Origin of the sequence: Streptomyces sp. NPDC046203 (genome assembly GCF_040646255.1) — a bacterium.
In the GTDB taxonomy this organism is placed as follows: domain Bacteria; phylum Actinomycetota; class Actinomycetes; order Streptomycetales; family Streptomycetaceae; genus Streptomyces.
Map to the genome: position 1 here is coordinate 222,231 of NZ_JBEYZX010000005.1, position 21,184 is coordinate 243,414.

At 73.8% G+C, this 21,184-nt stretch carries 19 protein-coding genes; 9 read left to right on the forward strand and 10 right to left on the reverse strand.

All coding sequences use genetic code 11. The features are described 5' to 3' along the window. Window position 1: 1 nt before the first annotated feature. The 6 genes from ABZ990_RS06630 to ABZ990_RS06655 all read right to left on the reverse strand — a co-directional run bounded on the left by ABZ990_RS06630 (window position 2) and on the right by ABZ990_RS06655 (window position 8,551). Window positions 2-1,174: a glycosyltransferase gene (locus ABZ990_RS06630; protein ID WP_361226409.1), complete on the reverse strand. Its 1,173-nt coding sequence runs from the start codon at window positions 1,172-1,174 to the stop codon at window positions 2-4. 77 nt (window positions 1,175-1,251) lie between these two features. Further along, window positions 1,252-2,040, reverse strand: coding sequence for a polysaccharide deacetylase family protein (locus ABZ990_RS06635; protein WP_361226260.1), 789 nt, complete (start codon window positions 2,038-2,040; stop codon window positions 1,252-1,254). Further along, window positions 1,952-4,036, reverse strand: a complete 2,085-nt coding sequence (locus tag ABZ990_RS06640) for a lipid II flippase MurJ (RefSeq protein ID WP_361226412.1) — start codon at window positions 4,034-4,036, stop codon at window positions 1,952-1,954. The genes ABZ990_RS06635 and ABZ990_RS06640 overlap by 89 nt, the downstream gene beginning before the upstream one ends. A gap of 229 nt (window positions 4,037-4,265) precedes the next feature. Further along, complete coding sequence (locus ABZ990_RS06645) at window positions 4,266-5,780, reverse strand: O-antigen ligase family protein (RefSeq protein ID WP_361226263.1); 1,515 nt, start codon at window positions 5,778-5,780, stop codon at window positions 4,266-4,268. Between the two features lie 3 nt (window positions 5,781-5,783). Beyond that, entirely contained in the window at window positions 5,784-7,352 is a 1,569-nt protein-coding gene (locus ABZ990_RS06650; protein ID WP_361226265.1) for an exopolysaccharide biosynthesis polyprenyl glycosylphosphotransferase, read from the reverse strand. Further along, on the reverse strand, window positions 7,349-8,551 hold the full coding sequence (locus tag ABZ990_RS06655) for a glycosyltransferase family 4 protein (protein WP_361226267.1): 1,203 nt from the start codon (window positions 8,549-8,551) through the stop codon (window positions 7,349-7,351). The genes ABZ990_RS06650 and ABZ990_RS06655 overlap by 4 nt, the downstream gene beginning before the upstream one ends. A 370-nt stretch (window positions 8,552-8,921) precedes the next feature. Here ABZ990_RS06655 and ABZ990_RS06660 point away from each other — a divergent pair, with 370 nt between their 5' ends. The 5 genes from ABZ990_RS06660 to ABZ990_RS06680 all read left to right on the forward strand — a co-directional run bounded on the left by ABZ990_RS06660 (window position 8,922) and on the right by ABZ990_RS06680 (window position 12,838). Continuing rightward, window positions 8,922-9,125: a hypothetical protein gene (locus ABZ990_RS06660; protein ID WP_361226270.1), complete on the forward strand. Its 204-nt coding sequence runs from the start codon at window positions 8,922-8,924 to the stop codon at window positions 9,123-9,125. Window positions 9,126-9,513: 388 nt separating this feature from the next. Continuing rightward, window positions 9,514-9,753: a chaplin gene (locus ABZ990_RS06665; RefSeq protein ID WP_361226273.1), complete on the forward strand. Its 240-nt coding sequence runs from the start codon at window positions 9,514-9,516 to the stop codon at window positions 9,751-9,753. A gap of 638 nt (window positions 9,754-10,391) precedes the next feature. Continuing rightward, window positions 10,392-10,670, forward strand: coding sequence for a hypothetical protein (locus ABZ990_RS06670; protein WP_361226276.1), 279 nt, complete (start codon window positions 10,392-10,394; stop codon window positions 10,668-10,670). A 290-nt stretch (window positions 10,671-10,960) separates the two neighbouring features. Continuing rightward, window positions 10,961-11,938, forward strand: coding sequence for a hypothetical protein (locus ABZ990_RS06675; RefSeq protein WP_361226279.1), 978 nt, complete (start codon window positions 10,961-10,963; stop codon window positions 11,936-11,938). A 591-nt stretch (window positions 11,939-12,529) separates the two neighbouring features. Beyond that, a complete protein-coding gene (locus ABZ990_RS06680) occupies window positions 12,530-12,838 on the forward strand; it encodes a chaplin (RefSeq protein ID WP_361226281.1) in 309 nt (102 codons plus the stop codon). 111 nt (window positions 12,839-12,949) lie between these two features. Here the strand turns inward: ABZ990_RS06680 and ABZ990_RS06685 are convergent, their stop codons facing one another. Together ABZ990_RS06685 and ABZ990_RS06690 are read right to left on the reverse strand one after the other, a co-directional pair. Continuing rightward, entirely contained in the window at window positions 12,950-13,819 is an 870-nt protein-coding gene (locus tag ABZ990_RS06685) for a tyrosinase family protein (protein ID WP_361226284.1), read from the reverse strand. Continuing rightward, the gene (locus ABZ990_RS06690) at window positions 13,800-14,366 is read right to left on the reverse strand and encodes a tyrosinase family oxidase copper chaperone (RefSeq protein WP_361226287.1); all 567 of its coding nucleotides are present in this window, start codon (window positions 14,364-14,366) and stop codon (window positions 13,800-13,802) included. Before ABZ990_RS06690 ends, ABZ990_RS06685 begins: the two co-directional genes overlap by 20 nt. Window positions 14,367-14,540: 174 nt before the next feature. Here ABZ990_RS06690 and ABZ990_RS06695 point away from each other — a divergent pair, with 174 nt between their 5' ends. From ABZ990_RS06695 to ABZ990_RS06705, 3 genes are all read left to right on the forward strand, one after another. Next, window positions 14,541-15,044 carry a DUF5949 family protein gene (locus tag ABZ990_RS06695; RefSeq protein WP_361226288.1) on the forward strand — a complete coding sequence of 168 codons (504 nt, stop codon included), beginning with the start codon at window positions 14,541-14,543 and terminating at the stop codon, window positions 15,042-15,044. Between the two features lie 143 nt (window positions 15,045-15,187). Beyond that, window positions 15,188-15,916, forward strand: a complete 729-nt coding sequence (locus tag ABZ990_RS06700; RefSeq protein ID WP_361226291.1) for a vitamin K epoxide reductase family protein — start codon at window positions 15,188-15,190, stop codon at window positions 15,914-15,916. A 61-nt stretch (window positions 15,917-15,977) separates the two neighbouring features. Continuing rightward, on the forward strand, window positions 15,978-17,093 hold the full coding sequence (locus tag ABZ990_RS06705; protein ID WP_361226293.1) for a glycosyl hydrolase: 1,116 nt from the start codon (window positions 15,978-15,980) through the stop codon (window positions 17,091-17,093). On the opposite strand, the gene ABZ990_RS06710 is transcribed toward ABZ990_RS06705, so the two are convergent. Further along, a complete protein-coding gene (locus ABZ990_RS06710) occupies window positions 17,068-17,805 on the reverse strand; it encodes a TetR family transcriptional regulator (protein WP_361226295.1) in 738 nt (245 codons plus the stop codon). The genes ABZ990_RS06705 and ABZ990_RS06710 overlap by 26 nt on opposite strands. Before the next feature lie 115 nt (window positions 17,806-17,920). After that, window positions 17,921-18,622 carry a hemolysin III family protein gene (locus ABZ990_RS06715; RefSeq protein ID WP_361226297.1) on the reverse strand — a complete coding sequence of 234 codons (702 nt, stop codon included), beginning with the start codon at window positions 18,620-18,622 and terminating at the stop codon, window positions 17,921-17,923. A 494-nt stretch (window positions 18,623-19,116) separates the two neighbouring features. Here ABZ990_RS06715 and ABZ990_RS06720 point away from each other — a divergent pair, with 494 nt between their 5' ends. After that, window positions 19,117-20,940 carry a phosphoenolpyruvate carboxykinase (GTP) gene (locus ABZ990_RS06720; RefSeq protein WP_361226300.1) on the forward strand — a complete coding sequence of 608 codons (1,824 nt, stop codon included), beginning with the start codon at window positions 19,117-19,119 and terminating at the stop codon, window positions 20,938-20,940. Window positions 20,941-21,184 lie beyond the last annotated feature (244 nt).

Genomic DNA, 21,184 nt, shown 5'->3' on the forward strand with positions numbered 1-21,184 from the left:
CTCACTTCACGGAAGGGTGCGGGCCGTGCACGGCCCGCTGGTAGAGGGACAGCAACTGCTCCGCGCCGCGCGCGATGTCGTAGGAGCGGACCGCCTCGGGCGGCGCCGCCCGGATGCCGTGGCCGACCGGCCCGACCGGACCTGTCGGCCGGGATCTCGCGAACGCGCGGATGGAGCCGATGAGTTCGGGTACGGAAGGGCCGACCCGGAGGGCCCCGGGAGCCGCGCCGGGCGGCAGGTCGTCGAGCGCCGGGCACGCCACGTAGCGCACCGGCAGCCCCGCCGCCAGCGCCTCGACGACGGCCAGGCCGAACGCCTCGTCGGGGGAGGCGGACACGAACAGGTCCATCGCGGCCAGCAGCGACGGCAGATCCGGATCCGTCCGCCGCGCCCCGCCCCGCTCCGGCGGATCGGGCACCGCACCCGTCAGGATCACCCGCCCGGCCGCCCCACACTCCTCGGCGGTCCGCAGCAGTACGGCCCGCTGCTCGCCCTCGCCGACGAGCAGCAGTCGCGCCTCCGGCACCGCCGCGACCGCCCGGACCAGCCGGTCGAACCGTTTCCCGGGCACGAGCCGCCCCACCCCGCCGACCACGAACGCGTCCACGGGCAGCCCGAGCAGCGACCGCGCCCGGGCCCGGGCGAGCGGGTCGAAGGCGAAGCGGGCCGGTTCGATGCCGTTCGGGACCACTCGGATACGGGACGGGGCGACGCCCCAGTCGGCGAGCCGCCGGGCCACGCTCGGCGAGACCGCGACGGTGGACGTGCCGAGCCGCTCCGTCGCCAGATACAGCGCGCGGGTCCCGGCGGACAGCGGCCGGCCCTCGATCTGCGCCTCGCCCAGGGAGTGTTCGGTCGCGACGACGGACCGCACCCCGGCGAGCCGGGCGGCCGGCCGGCCGTACACGCACGCCCGGTACAGATGGGTGTGCACGAGGTCGTATCGGCCCTGCCGGATCAGCCGGGTGAGCCGGGGCAACGCGCCGACGTCGCGGTTGCCGGTCATGCCGAGATGGGTGACGGGGGTGCCGTCCGCCTCGATGCCGTCGGCGACCGGACCCGGGTTGGTGAGCGTCACCACATGTCCGCGCACCGGCAAGTGTCGGAGCAGGAGCCTGAGTTGCTGCTCGGCGCCGCCGATGCCGAGCCCGGTGATGACATGCAGGACCTTCAGATCGTCGCGGTTCGTGGCTCCAGGACCCGAGGCGTCACCGTTCGCCACACCCACGCCCACACCCACACCGTCGCCGTTCACGACATCACCATCCGCGCGAACGCGCCGCTCTGGGCGGGCAGTCGGCCGCTGGGCGGGCGCCGCCGCAGGGGGTGCAGCACCCGCTTCGCGGCCAGCCGCCAGGCGGTGTCCGTCTCGCCGATGTGCACCCGGGGCAGGGTGTACAGGCCGCTCAGCGGACCCGGGTCGATCGCGCAGGCGTAGCGGTAGCCGGCCCGCCCGACCGCCCGGACGATCCGCGGATCGACCGCCCCGTACGGGTAGCAGAACCCGTCCGGCGGACGGCCGGTGATCTCCGCGACCAGCTCCCGGCTGCGCCGGGTCTCGGCGGCGAGCGTGGCGTCGTCGGCACCGGTGAGGTCGACATGGCGCAGACCGTGCGAGCCGATCTCCATGCCGGCCGCCGCCGCCCGGCGGATGCCGGCCGCGTCGAGCAGCGGCTTGCGCGGGCCGAGGGCGTCCCAGCCGTTGTCGCCGCCGAGCCGCCCGGGCAGCACGTACACGGTCGCCGTGAAGCCGTACCCGCGCAGCAACGGGACCGCCGTGTCGAGGAAGTCCGCGTACCCGTCGTCGAAGGTGAGCCCGACCAGACCGGCCGCCCGCCCGGCGGCGGTCGCCGTGAGCAGTTCCCGCACGGACACCCCGCGCAGCCCCCGCCCGGCCAGCCAGCGCAGCTGGCGGGCGAGCCGGGTGGGCGAGACGGTCACCCGGTACGGGTCATCGGAGGGGTCGGCGACGGAGTGGTACATCGCGATCCACGGGGGCGTTTGCGGCAGGAGGCGGCGCAGCGCGGCGGGCGCGGGCATGGGGGGTCCTTCGCGGGGAGATACGGGCAAGACGGGGGACGCGCGCGGTACGGGGCACCCGCGCGCCTCGGGAAGCGCCACGGGCCCCGGCACGGGTCCCGGCACGGGTACGGGATCGGTCGCCGGAACGGTCGCGGTCGCGGGCGCGGGGGAGCGGCGGGATGTCGGGGGCCGTGGCGGCGCACGCCACGAACAGCAGGAACACCCCGGTGACCACCAGACCCGCGACCGCGACCGCGAGCAGCGGCGGATCGACGAGCCGCGCGCACAGCCAGCCCGCGCCGGTCGCCCACGCCCCGGCGGTCGCCAGCCGCAACAGGCCCTCGCCGAGCCTCGGGACGTCGATCGGTACGGCCTGGCGGCGCGCCCCGCTCAGCAGCAGGACGGCGGTCACCGTGATGCCGAGCGCGTTGGCGCCCGCGATCCCGGCGGCGCCCCACAGATGCGCGCCGATCGCGCCCGCGACGGCGGTGGCGGACAGGCCGTAGCCCATCGCGGCGGCCGGGTACCAGAGCGGGCGGGCGGCGGAGAAGTAGCAGCGGACCAGGGCGCCGACCAGCGTCTGGCCGAGCAGCCCGAGGGCGTACACCCGCATGACAGCGGCCGTGGCCGCGGTGTCGGCGGCGTCGAACGCGCCGCGCTGGAAAAGGACGTTGACGATCTGCGGCGCGGCGGCGATCACCGTCGAGGCGCCGATCAGGACCACGACGGCGGCGAGCAGCAGATCCCGTTCGACCCGGCGGCGGGCCGCCTCCGGGTCGCCGGAGGCGAGAGTGCGGGCCACCACCGGGAAGCTGACCGTGCAGAGTATGAGCGACACGGTCATCGGCATCTGCGCCACTTTCTGGGCGTAGTTGAGATGCGAGATGGCTCCGGCCGGGAGTGGCGAGGCGAGGAAGCGCTCGATCAGCACCTGGGACTGGCGGGTCAGCGCGAACACGACGACCGGGGCGATCATCCCCAGGACCAGCAGCCGTCCGTCCTCTCCCGGGGAACGGTCCGCCGGGCGGGCGTCCGGTTCGGTGGCCGGTCCGCCTGCCGCTCCGTCGGCCGCTCCGCCCATCGCGCCGTCCGGGCTCGGGCGCGCGGACTTCGCGTTCGACCGGCCGCCGCGCAACTCCCGTACGAGGGAAGGTGCTTGGATCGCCACCATCAGCACCGCGCCGACCGCGACCCCGGCCGCCGCCGCCCGTACGCCGAACGGCTCGCGCAGTACCAGGGTCGTCCCGATGATGCCGACGTTGTACGCCACGTAGATCGCCGCCGGCGGCAGGAACGAGCCGTGCGCCCGCAGCGCCGCCGAGCAGTACCCGGCCAGCGCGAACGACAGCACACACGTCGCCGTCAGCCGCGTGCAGTCCACCGCGAGCGCCGGGTCGGGCAGACCGGGCGCGAGGACGTCGACCAACTGCGGCGCGCCCACCACGAGCAGCGCGGCGACGGCGGCGACCGTCAGGACGAGACGGGGCATCGTGTGCCGTACGAGGGCACGTACCGGGTCCGGGTACGGAGCGAGGCCCGGGGCCGCGCCCGGGGCCGACATCGACCGGCGGGCCAGCGCCCCGGCGAACGCGGGCACCAGGATCAGCGCCATCGCGTCCTCGATCAGCAGCGTCGAGGCGAACTCCGGCACCGTCCACGCCACCAGGAACGCGTCCGTCTCCGCCCCGGCACCGAAGTACCGGGCCAGGATCTGGTCGCGGACGAGCCCCAGGACCGCGCCGACCGCCGTGAGCACGGCCGTCACGAACGCCGCCCGCATCAGGAACGTCCCGGACGGCCCCCGGGCCCCGCCACCCCGCCCCCGGGACGCCCGCCCGCCCGCCTCGCGGGGCCCGTCCGCCTTCCGCACGCCGTCCGCCTTCCGTGCCCCGGGCCCCGGGACGCGTGGACGCTGTCCGGCGGGCACCGGGCACGGCACCTCCGCGTCGGTCGGCGCGTCCGGCCGCCACGGATCGGTACGGGGGCCGCCCGGATCGCCCGGGGTGAACGGCATCCACGCGTCCCCGGGCGACGGCAGCCCGCGCTCGGCGCCGGGATCGAAGCCGGCGGCCAGCGGGGCGATCATCCGAGGGGGCATCAGGGCACCGCTCAGGCTCGGCACGCCACTCACGCCACTCACACCCGGTACGCCAGACGACACGCCGGTCGCACCCGGCACACCAGCACCGGGACCAGCACCAGCACCAGCGGCGTCGGCGTCCGACCAGGGATCGAGCAGGGGATCAGGCACCGCGCACCTCCGTCAGCGACCACCAGGCCGCGAGCCCGAGGACGACCGACATCAGGACCGTCGAGGGCCCGCCGATGTCCGCGTAACAGAAGTCGACGAGTTGCCAGACCAGCAGCCCCGTCGCCACCAGCGCGCAGCCGGAATCGGAGCCGGAGCCGGAGCCGGAGCCGGACCGCCCCGCCCACGCCGACTGCCCCACCGGCCCCGCCAGTCCCACCGACCCCACCGACCGCACCGACCGGCCCCGCCGCGTCGGCCACCTCCGCCACCCCCGCCGTACGCCCGCGACCAGCAGCACCGCCCAGCCGCCCGCGAGAGCGAGCAGACCGATCAGCCCCTGCTCGCTGAGCACCAGCAGATACATGTTGTGCGGGGACAGCAGCGGCTGACGCGCGTACAGCGCGCCCGCGCCCGCCGTGTCGCTGCCGGAGGACAGGGCCAGCGACGCGTGCGCGTCCCGGTAGGCGGGGAACTCCTTCAGACCGACGCCGGTCAGCGGCTCCTCGCGCCAGATCCGCCCGGCCGCCGCCCACAGCGTGTACCGGTCGGTCACCGACTGGTCCGGCGCCGCCGTCACCTGGGTGATGCTCGCGACCCGCTCCTCCACCATGGCCGAGCCGACCCCGAAGCCGCCGACCAGCACGACCCCCAGCGCCGCCACGACCGCCGCCACCCGCACGGCCCGCCGCACCCCCGCGAGCAGCAGCTGGACCCCGCAGGTCAGCACCGTCGCGATCCACGCGCCCCGGCTGAACGACAGCACCAGCGGCACCCACAGCACCGCCGCGCACACCAGGGCCGCCGTCCGGGCCCGCCCGGGCCGGCCGCCGAGCGCCAGTCCCACCGCGACGACCACGCCGTACGCCACCACGGTCGCCATGCCCATCACATCGGTCGCGCCGAAGGTGCCGACCGCCCGCACGTCCTCGCCCTGGTACGAGGCGCCGGTGCCGGTCGCGTACTGCGCGACCCCCACCGCCCCCTCCGCCAGCGCGAGCGCCACCAGCGCCCACGCCAGCAGCGCGAAGTCCCGCCGGTCACGGACCGACAGCAGGACGGCCGCCGGGACGAGCACGAAGATCTGGAGGTAGCGGGCGATCCCCGGCAGGCTCGCGCCCGGGTCGGAGGAGGCGACCGCCGCCAGACACACCCCGAACACCGGCAGGCCGAGGACCACCGCGGCCGTACGGGTCAGCGGCCGCGCCCCGCTCCGGACCACCCGCACCAGGCAGACGAGGACCAGCAGCCCCGAGGCGGCGTCGGCGATCGTGCCGCTGCCGCCCGTACCGCCCCGCGTCCCCTCCCCGCCGCCGCCCGGGACGAGCAGCAGGGCGATCACGGCGAGGACCGGCGCGAGCCAGGCCGCGCGCCGCGCCCATTCCCGTACCTCCGCCGCCGACTCGGCCCCGGAGCCCGCCCCGGAGCCCGCCCCCGAGCCCGCCCCCGTCCTTGCCTCTGAAACCGAACCCGCCCCGACCCCTGCTCCGGCCACCGCCGCTGTCGTCATCGGTCAGCTTCCCGTCGGTCGCACGAGCTCGGCCGCCGTGCGCAGCAGGATGCAGACGTCCTGCCACAGCGACCAGTGGTCGATGTAGTGGTTGTCGAAGCGGCAGCGGTCCTCGATCGAGGTGTCGCCGCGCAGACCGTGCACCTGGGCGAGCCCGGTGAGCCCCACCGGCATCCGGTGCCGGGCCGCGTAGCCCGCGTGGACCCGGCTGAACTGGGCGACGAAATGCGGGCGTTCGGGCCTCGGCCCGACCAGGCTCATGTCCCCGCGCAGCACGTTCCACAGCTGCGGCAGCTCGTCCAGCGAGGTCTTGCGCAGGAACTGCCCGGCCGCGCTCATCCGGCGGTCGTGGGCCACGCTCCACCGGGTCGCCGCCTCCGCCTCGTCGGCCGGCCGCAGCGTACGGAACTTGAGCAGCGTGAACAGCCGCCCGTGCTGCCCCACCCGCTCCTGCCGGAACAGCACCCCGGGGCCGTCCGAGAGCCGCACCGCGAGCGCGCACAGCAGCAGCACCGGCAGCGCGAGCGCCAGCGCGGGCCCGGCGACGGCCAGGTCCAGGGCCCGCTTCGCGGTGAGCCCGCGCCGCTCGGCGGGCGGCAGCAGGCGGCGGCAGCCGTACCCCCACAGATGGTCGTTCATGGCCCGGTCCGCCGCCCCCACCGGCGCCGTGTCGGCGTCCACCGGGGTCCGGCCGACCCGCCAGGTGGCACAGCCGAAGCGCTGGAACAGCGTCACCAGAGCCTCGTCGTCGGCCAGGAACACGGCGTCGCGCACGGCGTTCTGGATGACCGCCCGGTGGATCTCCTCCGCCGAGGTCAGCACCGGCAGACCGCGCTCGCCGTCGTGCCGGGTGCCGACGATCCCGACCGGCCGGACGCCGTACTCCGGGTGCTGCGCGAGCGCCGCCGCGAACCGGCGGGCCGCCCCCGGCGCGCCGACGACCAGCGCCGCGCGAGGCCGCCCCCGCGCCGCCCGGCGGCGGCGCGCGTGCGCGAGCCCGCGCGCCACGGTCACGACGAGGGCATGCGTGCCGTACGCGGCGCCGAGCCGCAGCGGGCCGATCACCAGCCCGGGCGCGCACGCGGCGACCACGGCCGCCGTCCCGCACCAGGCGACCCCGGCGCGGGCCGCGAGCGCGGGCAGTTCGTCGAGGACACCGCCGCGCGCGCCCACCGGCGGCCGGTAGAGCCCGGCCGTGCCGTCGAGCAGGACGACGAGGGCGGCCACGAGCAGCGGCACCTCCCAGCGCCGGTGCGCCGCCGACAGCATGCCCACGGCGAGGAGGACGGCCGTCGCGTCGGCCGCGACCAGCGGCGCGGCGGTCGCCCGCGGGTAGGCCGGGCGGCGCGGTGCCGGTACCGTCCGCCGCCCGGCCGCGCCGCGCGGCGCGGCGAGGGCGGACCGGTACGGGACCCGGCCCGGCGCGGGCCACGACCCCGGGGCCGCACCAGGTGACGGACCCGAGGGCGATCCCGAGACCGATCCCGAGACCGATCCCGAGACCGATCCCGAGGACGAGGCCGGGGACGAGGCCGGGGAGGAAGAAGGGATGCGGGTGCTTTCCGTCGTCACTGCGCCATCGGCTCTCTGTGCTCCGTGCCCCGCACTCCGGCCAGTTCGCGGTAGAGCTCCGCGACGGCCGCGCCGGTGCGCCGCACATCGAATCTGCTGAGTACGTGCTCGCGGGCCTCTCGGCCCAGCGTGTGCCGCAGCGCGGGCCGGGCCAGCAGTCGGCCGAGCGCGGCGGCGAGCGCGGCCGGATCGCCGGGCGGGACCAGGCACGGCGCCGCGTGGCCGGGCGGCAGGCTCTCGCGCGCCCCGGCCACGTCGCCGAGCACCACGGGCCGGCCGCACGCCATCGCCTCCAGCGGCGCGAGGGCCATGCCCTCCCAGCGGGACGGCAGGACGACCAGGTCGGCGGCCCGGTACCAGGGCACGGGATCGGCGACCGCGCCGGCGAACCGCACCGAGGCGCCGGGTCCGGCGGCGGCCCGCAGCCGTTCCGCGTCCGGACCGTCCCCGACCAGTACGAGCCGCGCCCCGGGCACCGCCTCGGTCACCGCGGGCCAGGCGGCGAGCAGGACGTCCTGCCCCTTCTGCCGGCACAGCCGCCCCACGCATACGACGAGCGGCCCGGCGTCGGTGGAGTCCGCGCCGGTGGAGTCTTCTCCGGAGAGGGCCGGCAGGTGTGCCGAATCGCCCCGCGCCCCCGCGGCCCCTTGCACGTCAGGCGTGAAACGACGCGTGTCCACCCCGTTGTGGATCACCGACCAGGGGGCGCGGATCCCGGCCGCCTCGCCCGTACGGCGCTCGGCCTCGCTGACGCAGACCAGCCGCGCCGTCCAGCGGGCGGCGGCCCAGCGTTCCCAGCCGCGGGCCAGCGTGGCGGTGACGCCGGTGACCGCCTCGAAGGACCAGGCGTGCGGCTGATGGACCGTCGGAATCCGGCCGCGCACGGCCAGTCGGGCGCACAGCCCCGCCTTGGCGCTGTGCGCGTGGACCAGCGCGGGGCGGACGGTACGGATCAGCCGGCCGAGCTCGCGGGTCTCGGCGAGCAGCCGCGGGCCGGGTTCGCGGCCGGCCCGCCAGGGGTACACGACGGCGCCCGCCGCACCGGCGGCGGCGGCGAGTTCGGTGCCCGGCGGACACGCCACGGCGACCCGCAGGCCCGCCGCGCGCTGTGCGCCGACCAGGTCGCTGACGACCCGGGCGACACCGCCGTCGCCGGGCTGGACGGCGTGCAGCACGTCCGTACGTACGTCCGTACGCACGTCGTCAGTACCCGCTGTCCGACCGACGGCCTCCCGGGGCGCGCCGGACGCGCCGTGCGGGGACGCGCCGGATCCCGGAAAAGTGACGGATGTGGAAACGATCGGCCCCATGACGCTGCGCCCCCCGCGGATCGAAGAATTCGGAGTCGTACCCCTGGGCCGGAAGAGGAACGGGAATCCGCCCCTTCCGGCACGCCGCCGTATTCACGAGACCGGGGTCCGGTACGGCGTCCGCGGGAAACGCGGCACGCACGGCACGCACGGCTCCCCTGCCATACGCGAGAAACGCGGCGTACGCGTCGGCGGTGTCGGAGATCCCGGCGCGGAGGGAAACATGAACCGGAACATGGACCGGAACATGAGCCGGAACGTGAACAGGAACACGGACCGGAGCATGAACCGGAACGCGGGCGGGAACAGTCGCGCGGGCGGGGACGGAAATGCCGCCATGGACCCGTACGCGCGCGATGGCGCCCGTACGGCCCTGGTCCCGGTCGTGGTGGCGGGCGGCCGGGAGCGCCGTCCGCGCCATGGAAGCGCGTACCGCACCCCGAGGTACGGCGGACACCGCTGAATTCCACATACAGGTTCTCCGCTTTGCTGAGAGAAGGAAGGGAAGACCCGTGGAGACCGGGGGAGGGGAAGACGTCGGCCACGCGAAAGGAATGAACGCGCGACGGGACCGGAAGCAACGTTCCCGACCGTTATAACCCCCGGGCCCGGAGATACTGAGGATGAGCCGGTCGCGTTCCCGAACTTCCGTATCCGGTCGGCGGGTTCCTCGTTGGGCGTGTTGCGGGCATCCCGGACCGGACACTCGAATGACCCTCCTATGGGCCAAAGATCGGTTGAACGTCACCCATTCGGGAGAGCAACCGATGAAAGACCGGGGCGTTGAGGTAGGTGCCGGGCGTGACCGCCCGTGCCGTTCGAGTGAAACCCCGATCGAGGAGACGATCCCCATGTCCCGTATCGCCAAGGCCGTCGCCCTGTCCGTCGGCGCCGCCGCCACCCTCGCCGCCGCCGCCGGTGTCGCCACCGCCGACGCCGGTGCCGCCGGTGCCGCCGTGAACTCCCCGGGTGTCATCTCCGGCAACACCATCCAGGTGCCGGTCGACCTGGACCTCAACCTGTGCGGCGACACCATCGACATCATCGCCCTGCTGAACCCGGCCTTCGGCACCGTCTGCGTCAACAGCTGATTCGGCACGCCGAATCGCCGATTTTCCGAGGCCGGCCCGTCGCTCCCGCCAGGGGTGGCGCGCCGGTCCTTTTCATGTGCCGCGATCCGTTCCGTGCGCCGGGGCGGGTGGGGCGTGCGGGGTGTGCGGGGCGCCGGGCCCGCGGTTTCGGGGGCGCCATGAGTCTTCACGGTTCCGCGCGTACGGCGGGTACGGCGCGCTCGGCGCGTACGGGGTGGTGCGTCGTGTCGTCCGTTCACTTCTCGCTCGCTGTCGTGCCGGTGCGCATCTCCGTGCGCCGTCCGATGAAACGGCGTACGCCCCCGGAGTGAGTGGGCTGCGGAGCCGGTTCACTCGAACGGATTGATGGCGCTCGGTAGTTCTGGTGTCGCTGTACGCGATATCCGCAGGTCGGCGCCGGAGGGGCGGGACGCCCCGAGGGGTGCGCGAACGGGTGTCCGATACGGCTGGGGCGCGCGTGGTGTGACTGGTCGGGCGATCACACCGGCGGTGTCGTCATTCGGGTGTCGTACGGAGGAATTCGCGGACGCGGAGTTTCCGGCGGCCGTACGTCTCGTTACAGAAGAAGGAACGACGTACGGGGACTCAAGATCCTTGTGCGACAAGCGACTTGACGTCACACGGAAGGACCTCTCCCCATGAAGCCCATCAAGGTTGCCGCGGCTGTCGCCGGTTCTGTCATGGCCCTGGGCATCGCCGCGCCCGCGATGGCCGCGGAGTCCGCGCTGCCCGCCGGTCTGGGGGGCGGCCTGGGCTCGCTCACCGGCTCCGGGCTGTCGACGGACGCGCTCAGCAACACCAAGGAAGGCTCCCCGGTCAAGACCGTCACCGACACCGCGTCCAAGCTGAACCAGGCCGGCAAGGGCGCCACCTCGCTGCTCGGCGGGCTGCCGATCGGTGGCGCGCTCGGCGGCTGAGTCCGGGTCGGAACCGGGCCGGAGCCGAGCCGGAGCGCGGACCGGGCCACTGACCGGAGCGGCGGCGGGACGGCGGGACGCCCGTCAGAGCGCAGCGGTCCCACCGTCAGAAACGCGGCCCCTACAGCCTCTTCGGCGTCGGGGCCGCGTTCTTTTGGGCCCCCTTAGGGTCCGATTGAATGATTTTCCGACGCTCCACCGCGCCGTTTCCCGACTCTTGCCTTATCCCGTTCTTACAGTCCTTCTGACTTCACGCATTTCGGACGGCGTGTGTTCAGAGGAAGAGCGGTATGCGACCCACAATCACCAGGAAAATGCTCACCGTCGCGGCGGTGACCGGACTACTGACGTTGTCCGGCGGTTTCGCTCTCGCGGCGGGCTCCGCGGCGCCGGCCGCCGTCAAGGACACGAGCGGGCACGGGAGCCTCGCCCAGGTGCGGCTCCCCCAGCCGGCCGAGGTCTGCGGCAGCGGCACCCAGCGCGGCGCCATCGCCGCGGCCGTCGCCGAGATCTGCCAGAAGGCGGTCCAGTCCGCCCTCCCGCAGAGCGGCTCCGCCGCCGGCAAGGCCGAGGACCGGGACGACCACGCGGACCGCGGCGACCACCGCGACCACGGCTCCCAGGGCAAGCACGACGCCCAGGACCAGGGCCGCGAGCACGGCCGCGACCAGGGCCAGGGCCAGGGCCGGGACCACGAGAAGGCCGACGGCCCCGAGGCCGGTGGCTACGGCGACGAGGGATACGGCGGCGAAGGCCCGCCGCCCAACCCGCCCGAGCACCCGGGCGACTACGGGGACCACCACGGCGGCGACGAGGGCTACGGCGGCGGACCGACCCGCCCGCCGCGCCCGCCCCAGCCCGGCTACGGGGAGGACACCGGCTACGGCGGCGGTCACCCGACGCCCCCGCCGAGCGGCGGTTACGGTGACGGCGGCGGCCACCACCCGGGCGGCGGTTACGGTGACGACGGCGGTTACGGCGGCCACCCGAAGCCCCCGGGCGGCGGGTATGGCGACGACGGCGGCTACGGCGGTCACCCCAAGCCTCCGGGCGGCGGGTACGGCGACGACGGCGGTTACGGCGGCGGCCACCACCCCGGTGGTTACGGTGACGACGACGGCTACGGCGGCGGCGAGCCCCCGCACCTGCCCGACACCGGCAGCGACCCCATGGTCGTCGCGGGCGCCGGCGCCCTCAGCGCCACCCTGCTCGTCGGCGGCAGCCTGATGGTCCTGCGCGGCAACCGCCTCTCCCGCGTGCGCCGCTGACCACGAGCCGGCACATCACCGACGGCCTCCGACACTCGGGCGCCACGAAGTGACGTGACGTGATCCCACTCCGTACGGCCCCCACCGCCTCGCCGCGGTGGGGGCCGTACGCGCGACCGGGGCCGGGGCCGGGGCCGGGGCCGTGACCGCGACCGGGGCCGGGTGGCCTGGGACCCGTATCCCCGGACCCGTATCCCCGGACTCGTATCCCCGGACCCGTATCCCCGGAGCCGTACCCCCGAGGTCGGATCCGAGGAGCCCCGGTGAACCGTAGGCAACCGGTGTGTCGAGGTCCGTGAAGAGCGGGTGAAGACACCTTTCTTCCCGCCACCCGCGCACAGGGCTCTCGTTGCAACAAGAGGCTTGTCGCATGGCCGAGGCCCGCGGATCGGCGGCACGCGCCGCCGTAGCCGACGGCGGTGGACCGCCGATCCGCGAGCCAATGCGCGCCGCCGCCCCGATCCGCCGGCGCCCGGTCCCTCCCGGGCTTCTCCATTCGGCGCAATGACCGTGACCGGTTCGCCTCCGCGCCGTTGAAGGACGCGTGACCGTGGTTCGCGCGGTCGTGTTTCCTCGCTCAAGGAGTTGTTGATGTCTCGCTTCGCGAAGGCTGCCGCCGTCATCGTCGGCACCGGTGCCGTTGCCCTCAGCGGGGCCGGCCTGGCCACCGCCGACGCCGGTGCCGCCGGTGCCGCCGTGGGCTCCCCCGGTGTCATCTCCGGCGATGTCATCCAGGTGCCGGTCAACCTGGACCTCAACCTGTGCGGCGACAGCATCAATGTCATCGGCCTGATGAACCCGGCCTTCGGCGACATCTGCGCCAACGTCGACGACATCGAGGAGCCCCCCACCAACGGCGGCGGCTACGGCGGCGGCATGGGTGGCGGCTACAACGGCTGACCCGCCCTCAGGCGGTGCCGGACCCCTCGCGGGGCCGGCCCACAAGCCGATGTCCCCCCGTTCCGTCCGGACCGGGGGGACATCCCTGTGCGCGGCCTGTCGGCGCGCCCCTCACGCGTAGCGGTAGATCGCACTGTGGTCGAGCATGTCGGCGGGCGACACGTCGAACGGCGCCATCTTGTCGTTCAGCGCCGCGACCTTGCCGCGCTGCGCGTCGCCCTCCGGCGGCTGTTTCTTCGGCATGTAGCCGCCCTTGGGGTTCTCCTTCTGCCAGCGAGACCACAGCAGGTCGATGAAGGAGTGGTGCAGCCAGAACACCGGGTCGTTGACCGAGCCGCCGCCCAGCATCTGCCCGCCGACCCAGCGGTGCACCCGGTTGTGCAGCCGGAACCGCGCGTTGCCGTCGCCGCTGCCCCAGCCCTCCAGCCGGTTGCGGAAGCCCGAGCGGCTGGTGGAGTTCCAGGGCGAGGAGTCGTACGAGGACTGTCCCAGCGCGTCGTCGACGTCGTCGGCTGTCGGCAGAGTGAGCGGATTGCGCGGACGGCCGAAGTCCCGGCTCAGGAAGCTCTGTTCGGTCATCCCGTAGCGCACGTTCCACTGGCCGCGCGCGTACGCGAACGGGCCGGTGGTGACCTGGTAGTCGCTGGACCGGCCGTTGCCGCCCAGGAAGTCGTCGTTCCACAGGGAGGACTTCGCGCTGTTGTCCCGGGTCCAGTCCCAGTACGGCACGGTCACCGAGTCGTCGATCTCGCGCAGCGACCGCTCGAAGTCCAGCAGGAACTTCCGGTGCCAGGGCAGGAAGCTCGGACACATGTGCGCGACCCGCAGCTGCCCCTCGCCGTCGGCGACGTAGTAGTCGATGTGGGTGCGGACGTAGTCGTCGTACTTTCCCGATTTCTTGAGTTCGAGGACGGCGTCGACGAAGCGCTTGCGCTCCGTCTTCGTCAGATCGCGCTGGTCCTTACGCGTGTACGCGGCCACGGGGGCTCCCTCCGGTCCGGGCGGCGCCCGGACCGTCGTCAGCGGCGGAGGAGTGGTGGGGGTTCGGGGCCGAGGCCGGGGTCGGGGCCGGGTTCGGGGCTCCGGCGGCGGCGTGCGCGCCGTGCGCGCCGTGCGCGGCGGCGAGCCGGCTCAGCCGGGCCGGTCCAAGGGCGTCCACGGCCGCCCGGGTGGCCGCCAGCGGCGTCGGACAGATCTCGTAGTGGTCGAGCGGAGTGAGCCAGCCCCCGTCGGCGCAGCGCATCAGATGCAGCGGCAGCCCGTCGACGAGCACGATCGGCCCGCCGGCCGGCCCGCGCAGCCCCTGGATGCGCCGGCCCGCGTACACCTCGTCGAAGAGGACGGGGTGCGGGGGCAGCGGCGGCAGCGGCGGCAAGGGTGGCAGGGCGGATCCGGGAACGGAGGGAACGGTGGGGGCGGGGGCGGCGGACGCGATACGGGCGAGCGCGCCGCCCGTGAACGCGGTGACGGACAGGGCGTAGAGGGCGCGCACGGCGGAGCGGCGTGAAACGAGCCGCGGGACGATCATGAGTGATCTCCAGAGGTCGGCGAAGTCCCCCTCGCTGAGAATAGGGGGAGGCCGTGTAGGCATAACGAGGAAAACGCCGGTTCGTTGCGCCGTATTTGCCAACGGGGGGAATGTCGGCCGAATGAGTGAATTCGGCGCGGGAGGGCCGGTGTTCGTCCCCTAGCATCCGGATTCATGACCACCTCCGAAGCTCTCGACACGGCGCGCGGCGAAAGTCCGCTCGGAACGCTGACCGTCATCGCCTGGACGATCGGCCCCGCCGGTGACGTCCCCGCCACCCCGTTTCTGATGGTGTATTCGCTCGGCGACGGACGGGACGGCCCGGAGGCCGGCGCGGCGGCGCTGCGGGCGACGCTCGAAGACATGGACCTGCCGATCGGTGCCGCCGTCGTGGACCTCGCGGAGGACCGCAGGGCCGGTGTCCATCTCCTGGTCGAGGCGCGGCGCGCGGTCCTGACGCTGCCGTTCATGAGCGCGCAGTGCCCGGTGCCCGCCGATTGGGAGGCGGCCGCGCACGAGAGCGGCAAGGTCTGTCTGATCCTCCCGGTCACCCCGTGGCCGCTCGCGCGCCCGGGAGAGCCGGTCACGGAGGCGCGGCTGAAGGTCTTCGTCACCGACGACGAGGTCGTACGGAACGCGGCCCATCTGATGGTGCCGGTGAGCCGGATCCAGGGCTGATCCAGGGCTGATCCGGGGCATTCAAGGCTGAGCAGACGGAGCGGACCGGGCCGGACCGGAGCGTCCGGCACCGGCACCGGAACCGGAAGGGACCCGGTCGGTCCGGCTGGTCCGGCCGGGCCGAGCGGACGAGGAGTGGCGCCATGACGACGGTGGACGTAGAGGGCGGGGACGCGGTCCCCGGACAGCGGCACCGGCAGGACGAAGTAGGCAACGCGGGCAGCGCGGGCAGCGCAGGCATCGAGCGCGGCGCACACGGCGCTCCCGACGCGTCCGGCGAGGACGCCGCCGGCCGGGGCGTCGGCGCGAGCCGGGCCTTCGCCTGGATGCTGATGGTGACGGGCGCGGCCGGGGTGCTCGCCGCCTGGGTCATCACCATCGACAAGATCAAGATGGCCGAGGACGCGGGCTTCCAACCCGGGTGCAGCCTCAACCCGGTGGTCTCCTGCGGCAACGTCATGAAGAGCGCCCAGGCCGCGGTGTTCGGCTTCCCGAACCCGCTGCTCGGCCTCGTCACCTACGCCGTCGTGATCGCCGCGGGCGCCGGGATCCTGGCGGGCGCCCGCTACCGGCCCTGGTTCTGGCGGGGGCTGAACGCCGGGATGCTGTTCGGCGTCGGCTTCTGCACCTGGCTGATGCAGCAGTCGCTGTACGAGATCGGCTCGCTCTGTCTGTGGTGCTCGCTGGCCTGGTGCGCGACGATCACCATGTTCTGGTACGTCACCGCGCACAATGTGACGCACCGGCTGCTGCCCGCCCCGGCCGCGCTGCGGAGCTTCTTCGCGGACTTCGCCTTCGCGCTACCGGTCGTGCACATCGGGATCATCGGCATGCTGATCCTGACCCGCTGGTGGGATTTCTGGACCAGCTGACGTGCGCCGTCCTTCCCGCTCTCCCCGCCCGCGCGGATGGCCCGGCTTCCTCCGCCCGCTCGTGTCGGTCGCCTCACTCGCCTCACGCCGTCTGTCCGGCCGTCTGTCCGGTGGCCTGTCCGGTGGCCTGTCCGGCCGCCTGGCCGACGGCCTGCGGTCCCGGCCGTGGGTGGCGCCCGCCGTGCCGATCGCGGTCCTCGCCGTCCTGGTGCTGCTGTCGTCGCTGCTGTGGTGGGTGTGGCCGGCGCGGCACGAGGGCCGGGAGCTCGGGGAGGGCGCGGACCCGGCCTGGGGCGCGCCCGCGCTGCTGACCGGGGTGCCGTCGGGCTTCTTCACCGGCTCGGACGAGACCGGGGTGCAGCGGATCGCCGCCGTGGAGGCATGGCTCGGCGGTCCGCCGCTGTCCGTCGGGCACACCTATCTGCCGGGCGACCAGTGGTCCAACATCGAGGGCCACCCCGAGCTGTTCGAACCGTGGGCGCGCTGGAAGCAGGCCCGGCCCGGCCGGCTGTTCGTCCTGAACGTCCCGCTGCTCGACCGCAGCGAGGAGCACCTGTCCGACGAAGAGGTACGGGACGGGCTGCGGCGCGGCGCCGGCGGGGAGTTCGACGAGCACTTCCGCGTCCTCGGCGAGCGGCTCGTGGAGCACCGGCTCGCGGACGCCGTTCTGGTGCTCGGCTGGGAGATGAACGGCACCACGTACGCGCACCGCTGCGCGCCGGACCCCGAGAGCTGGAAGCGGTACTGGCGGCGGGTGGTCGCGACGCTGCGGGAGGTGCCGGGGCAGCACTTCCGCTTCGACTTCGCGCCGAGCCGCGGCCGGGACGCGATCGACTGGCCGCGCTGCTACCCCGGCGACGACGTGGTGGACATCGTCGGCATGGACGCCTACGACCAGCCGGCCGGGCTCTCCTTCGCGGAGCAGGTGACGGAGCCGTACGGACTGGAGTTCCACGCCCGCTTCGCGGCGGCGCACCACAAGCCGGTGTCGTTCCCGGAGTGGGGGCTGTTCCGCAACGGGGACGATCCGGCGTATGTACGGGGGATGCTCGACTGGTTCGTCCGGCACCGGCCCGCGTACCAGACCCTCACGGACTACTGCCCGCACGGAGTGTGGGGGTGCGCGGACAATCCGGTGTCGGGGACGCTGGTCAGGGCCGCGCTGGGCCGGAGGTAGCGGAGCCGGGGGCGGTGTCGGGGGCGGGGGCCGTGGGGGCGGTCCCAGACTCGTCGGCCTCGGTGCCGGACCCGGTGCCGGGCTCGGCTTCGGCCGGGGAGCGGAGGGTCAGGCCGGTCTGGAGGACGTCCACGGCCCGGTCGAGGAGCGGGATCAGGTCGCCGAGCCGGCCGCCGCGTTCGGCCCAGTGCAGCGTGGCCTCGCGCATCGCCCCGAGGACGGCCGCCGTGAAGACCCGTACCTCCAGGTCGTCGGGGGCCCGGCCGGTGCGTTCGGCGACGGCCCCGGAGAGCATCCGGCCGGTCTCGGCCGCGGTCTCGGTGAGCCGGGCGCGTACGGCGGGGATCTCGACCACGAAACGGGCCCGCAGCACGGCCTCGCGCGGATCCCCGGCGAAGGAGGCGGCGACGGCGTCGAGGAGGACGGCGCGCAGCGAGTCGAGCGGCGGTTCCCCGGCGGGGCGGGCCCGCAGCCGGGCGACCAGCAGCTCGCTCTGGTCGTCGCTGAGGAGGATGTCCTCCTTGACGGGGAAGTAGCGGGCCACGGTGGAGGGGGAGACCTCGGCCGCCGCGGCGATCTGCTCCACGGTGGTCGCCTCGTACCCCTGCTCCGCCACGAGCCGGCAGGCGGCCTTCCGGATCGCGACGCGGGTCTTGAGCTTCTTGCGTTCGCGCAGGGTGGGGCGCGGGGAGGGGGCCGCCATGGGGGTCATGGCGGTCATTGTGCCCGGCGCGGGGGCCGGGCACAGCGGGCCGGACGGGTGCGGGCCTGCCCGTCCGGGGCTCGGACGAGCAGGCCGGTCAGGTCGGCCGGACCGGACGGGTGCGTCAGGCGTGCTGGTAGGCGACCAGCGAGATGCCGACGTAGTGGACGATGAACGCCACGAGCGTGAACGAGTGGAAGACCTCGTGGAAGCCGAACCAGCGGGGCGAGGGGTTGGGGCGCTTGAAGCCGTAGACGACCCCGCCCACGCTGTAGAGCAGACCGCCGACGACGACGAGGACCAGGACGGCGATGCCGCCCGTCCGCATGAAGTCCGGCAGGAAGAAGACGGCGGCCCAGCCCATCGCGAGGTAGCAGGGCGTGTACAGCCAGCGCGGCGCGCCGACCCAGAAGACCCGGAAGGCGATGCCGGCCGCAGCCGCCGCCCAGACGGCCCACAGCAGGGGCCGGCCGGTGGAGTCGGGCAGCAGGAGCAGGGTCAGCGGCGTGTAGGTGCCCGCGATGATCAGGAAGATGTTCGCGTGGTCGAGCCGCCGCAGCACCGCCTCGCCGCGCGCCGACCAGGTGCCGCGGTGGTACAGCGCGCTGATGCCGAACAGCAGGCACGCGGTGAGGACGTAGATGCCGCAGGCGATCCGCGCGCGGGGGGAGTCCGCGAGGGCGACCAGGACGAGTCCCGCGACGATCACGGCCGGGAACATCCCGGCGTGCAGCCAGCCCCGGAGTCTCGGCTTGAGGGGGAGGGGGTGCGGCAGTGGCAGCGCCGGGCGCTGCTCCGCGGTGGTGAGGTCCGGCGAGGCTGTCATGAATCCGCATGCTACCTACGCTCGCGTAAGTTCCGGATACGGGTGGATGCCCGGATACCCGGATACGTGGGGCGACCGGCCGTGAGGTGGAACACAACGGGCGCGTCGGGGTCGGGTCGGGGGTCGGGCCCGGGGACGGATCAGGGGCAGGGCCGGGGATGGGCCGGGGTGCGGTCGGGGTCGGGCCCGGGGGCGGATCAGGGGCGAGTCGGGGGCGTGCGGGCGGCGTGCGGGTGGGGCGTACAGGAGGTACGCGGGGCGTACAGGCGTACGAGGCGCGCGCAAGTGACGTACGGGCGACGTGCGAGGGGCGCGTGGGCGACGTACGGAGGACCTATAAGTGGCGATGCTCACGTGTGCGGACCCCTGGACATATGGGCGGTAGCATCGGATGATCAAATGAGTGCGGTCGGCACCGGATGAGCGCTACGACGCATCCGGGTCGCAGCCCCCAAGGGGCATGACATCTTCACAACCCTCTTCAAGGAGCAATCGTGGCGCGCGACAACGCGGCTCCCTCCACCGTCCCCACCCAGCACCAGGAGCTCGTCTCCTGGGTCGACCAGATCGCCGAGATCACCCAGCCGGACCGTGTCGTCTGGTGCGACGGGTCGGAGGCGGAGTACGAGCGCCTGTGCGAGGAGCTCGTCGCCAAGGGGACCTTCACGAAGCTGGACCCGGTCAAGCGCCCGAACTCGTACTACGCCGCCTCCGACCCGACCGACGTCGCGCGCGTCGAGGACCGGACCTTCATCTGCTCCGAGAAGGAGGAGGACGCGGGCCCGACCAACCACTGGAAGGCCCCGGCGGAGATGAAGGAGCTCTTCGCGGGAGAGAAGGGCATCTTCCGCGGCTCCATGAAGGGCCGCACCATGTACGTGGTGCCCTTCTGCATGGGCCCCGTCGGCTCCCCGCTCTCCGCCATCGGCGTCGAGATCACCGACTCCGCGTACGTCGCGGTCTCCATGCGCACCATGACCCGGATGGGTCAGGCCGTCCTCGACGAGCTCGGCACCGACGGCTTCTTCGTGAAGGCCGTCCACACCCTCGGCGCCCCGCTCGCGGAGGGCGAGGAGGACGTGCCGTGGCCGTGCAACTCCACCAAGTACATCTCGCACTTCCCCGAGAGCCGTGAGATCTGGTCGTACGGCTCGGGCTACGGCGGCAACGCCCTGCTCGGCAAGAAGTGCTACGCCCTGCGCATCGCGTCCGTCATGGCGCGCGACGAGGGCTGGCTGGCCGAGCACATGCTCATCCTGAAGCTCACCCCGCCGCAGGGCGAGGCCAAGTACGTGGCCGCCGCCTTCCCGTCGGCCTGTGGCAAGACCAACCTCGCCATGCTGGAGCCCACCATCCCCGGCTGGACGGTGGAGACCATCGGCGACGACATCGCCTGGATGCGCTTCGGCGAGGACGGCCGCCTCTACGCGATCAACCCCGAGGCCGGCTTCTTCGGCGTCGCGCCCGGCACCGGCGAGCACACCAACGCCAACGCCATGAAGACCATGTGGGGCAACTCCGTCTTCACGAACGTCGCCCTCACGGACGACGGCGACGTGTGGTGGGAGGGCATGACCGAGGAGCTGCCCAAGCACCTCACCGACTGGAAGGGCAACGACTGGACGCCGGAGTCCGAGACCCCGGCCGCCCACCCGAACGCCCGCTTCACCGTCCCGGCCGGCCAGTGCCCGATCATCGCCCCGGAGTGGGAGGACCCGAAGGGTGTGCCGATCTCGGCGATCCTCTTCGGTGGCCGCCGCGCCTCCGCCGTCCCGCTGGTGACCGAGTCCTTCGACTGGAACCACGGCGTCTACCTCGGTGCCAACGTGGCTTCCGAGAAGACCGCCGCCGCCGAGGGCAAGGTCGGCGAGCTGCGCCGCGACCCGTTCGCCATGCTGCCGTTCTGCGGCTACAACATGGGCGACTACATGGCGCACTGGATCAAGATCGGCCAGTCGGCGGACGCCGCCAAGCTGCCGAAGATCTACTACGTCAACTGGTTCCGCAAGAACGACGCCGGCAAGTTCGTCTGGCCCGGCTTCGGCGAGAACAGCCGCGTCCTGAAGTGGATCGTCGAGCGCCTCGACGGCAAGGCCGAGGGCGTCGAGACCCCCATCGGCGTCCTGCCGACGAAGGAGGCCCTGGACACCGACGGTCTGGAGCTGCCGGAGGAGGACCTGGACTTCCTGCTCACCGTCGACAAGGACGTGTGGCGCGAGGAGGCCGCCCTGGTCCCGGCGCACCTGGAGACCTTCGGCGAGCACACGCCGAAGGAGCTGTGGGAGCAGCACCGCGCGCTCGTCGAGCGCCTGGGCTGATGCCCTGACCGCTGCCGCCGCGCGATCCCGCGCGACGGCGGCGGCACCCGAGACTCGTGGCGGGTTGCCCCGATTTCCGCCCTGACCAGTGGGGTCACGACGGCCCGCCGCGACGCGAACGACCCCCGGAGCCCCCTCACGGCTCCGGGGGTCGGCGCATTTTCCGGGCCGTTGTGCGTGCTCGTGGGTGCGGGGCGGGGGGATTGGGTGGCGCCCGGTCCCCCCGCCGTCGAGGGCGCGCGGA

Coding starts and splice junctions, on each gene's coding strand:
- ABZ990_RS06640 (WP_361226412.1), bottom strand. CDS start 4,036: ATGCCGTTCACCCCGGGCGATCCGGGCGGCCCCCGTACCGATCCGTGG.
- ABZ990_RS06675 (WP_361226279.1), top strand. CDS start 10,961: ATGCGACCCACAATCACCAGGAAAATGCTCACCGTCGCGGCGGTGACC.
- ABZ990_RS06645 (WP_361226263.1), bottom strand. CDS start 5,780: ATGACGACAGCGGCGGTGGCCGGAGCAGGGGTCGGGGCGGGTTCGGTT.
- ABZ990_RS06710 (WP_361226295.1), bottom strand. CDS start 17,805: ATGACCCCCATGGCGGCCCCCTCCCCGCGCCCCACCCTGCGCGAACGC.
- ABZ990_RS06670 (WP_361226276.1), top strand. CDS start 10,392: ATGAAGCCCATCAAGGTTGCCGCGGCTGTCGCCGGTTCTGTCATGGCC.
- ABZ990_RS06665 (WP_361226273.1), top strand. CDS start 9,514: ATGTCCCGTATCGCCAAGGCCGTCGCCCTGTCCGTCGGCGCCGCCGCC.
- ABZ990_RS06700 (WP_361226291.1), top strand. CDS start 15,188: ATGACGACGGTGGACGTAGAGGGCGGGGACGCGGTCCCCGGACAGCGG.
- ABZ990_RS06695 (WP_361226288.1), top strand. CDS start 14,541: ATGACCACCTCCGAAGCTCTCGACACGGCGCGCGGCGAAAGTCCGCTC.
- ABZ990_RS06690 (WP_361226287.1), bottom strand. CDS start 14,366: ATGATCGTCCCGCGGCTCGTTTCACGCCGCTCCGCCGTGCGCGCCCTC.
- ABZ990_RS06680 (WP_361226281.1), top strand. CDS start 12,530: ATGTCTCGCTTCGCGAAGGCTGCCGCCGTCATCGTCGGCACCGGTGCC.
- ABZ990_RS06715 (WP_361226297.1), bottom strand. CDS start 18,622: ATGACAGCCTCGCCGGACCTCACCACCGCGGAGCAGCGCCCGGCGCTG.
- ABZ990_RS06635 (WP_361226260.1), bottom strand. CDS start 2,040: ATGCCCGCGCCCGCCGCGCTGCGCCGCCTCCTGCCGCAAACGCCCCCG.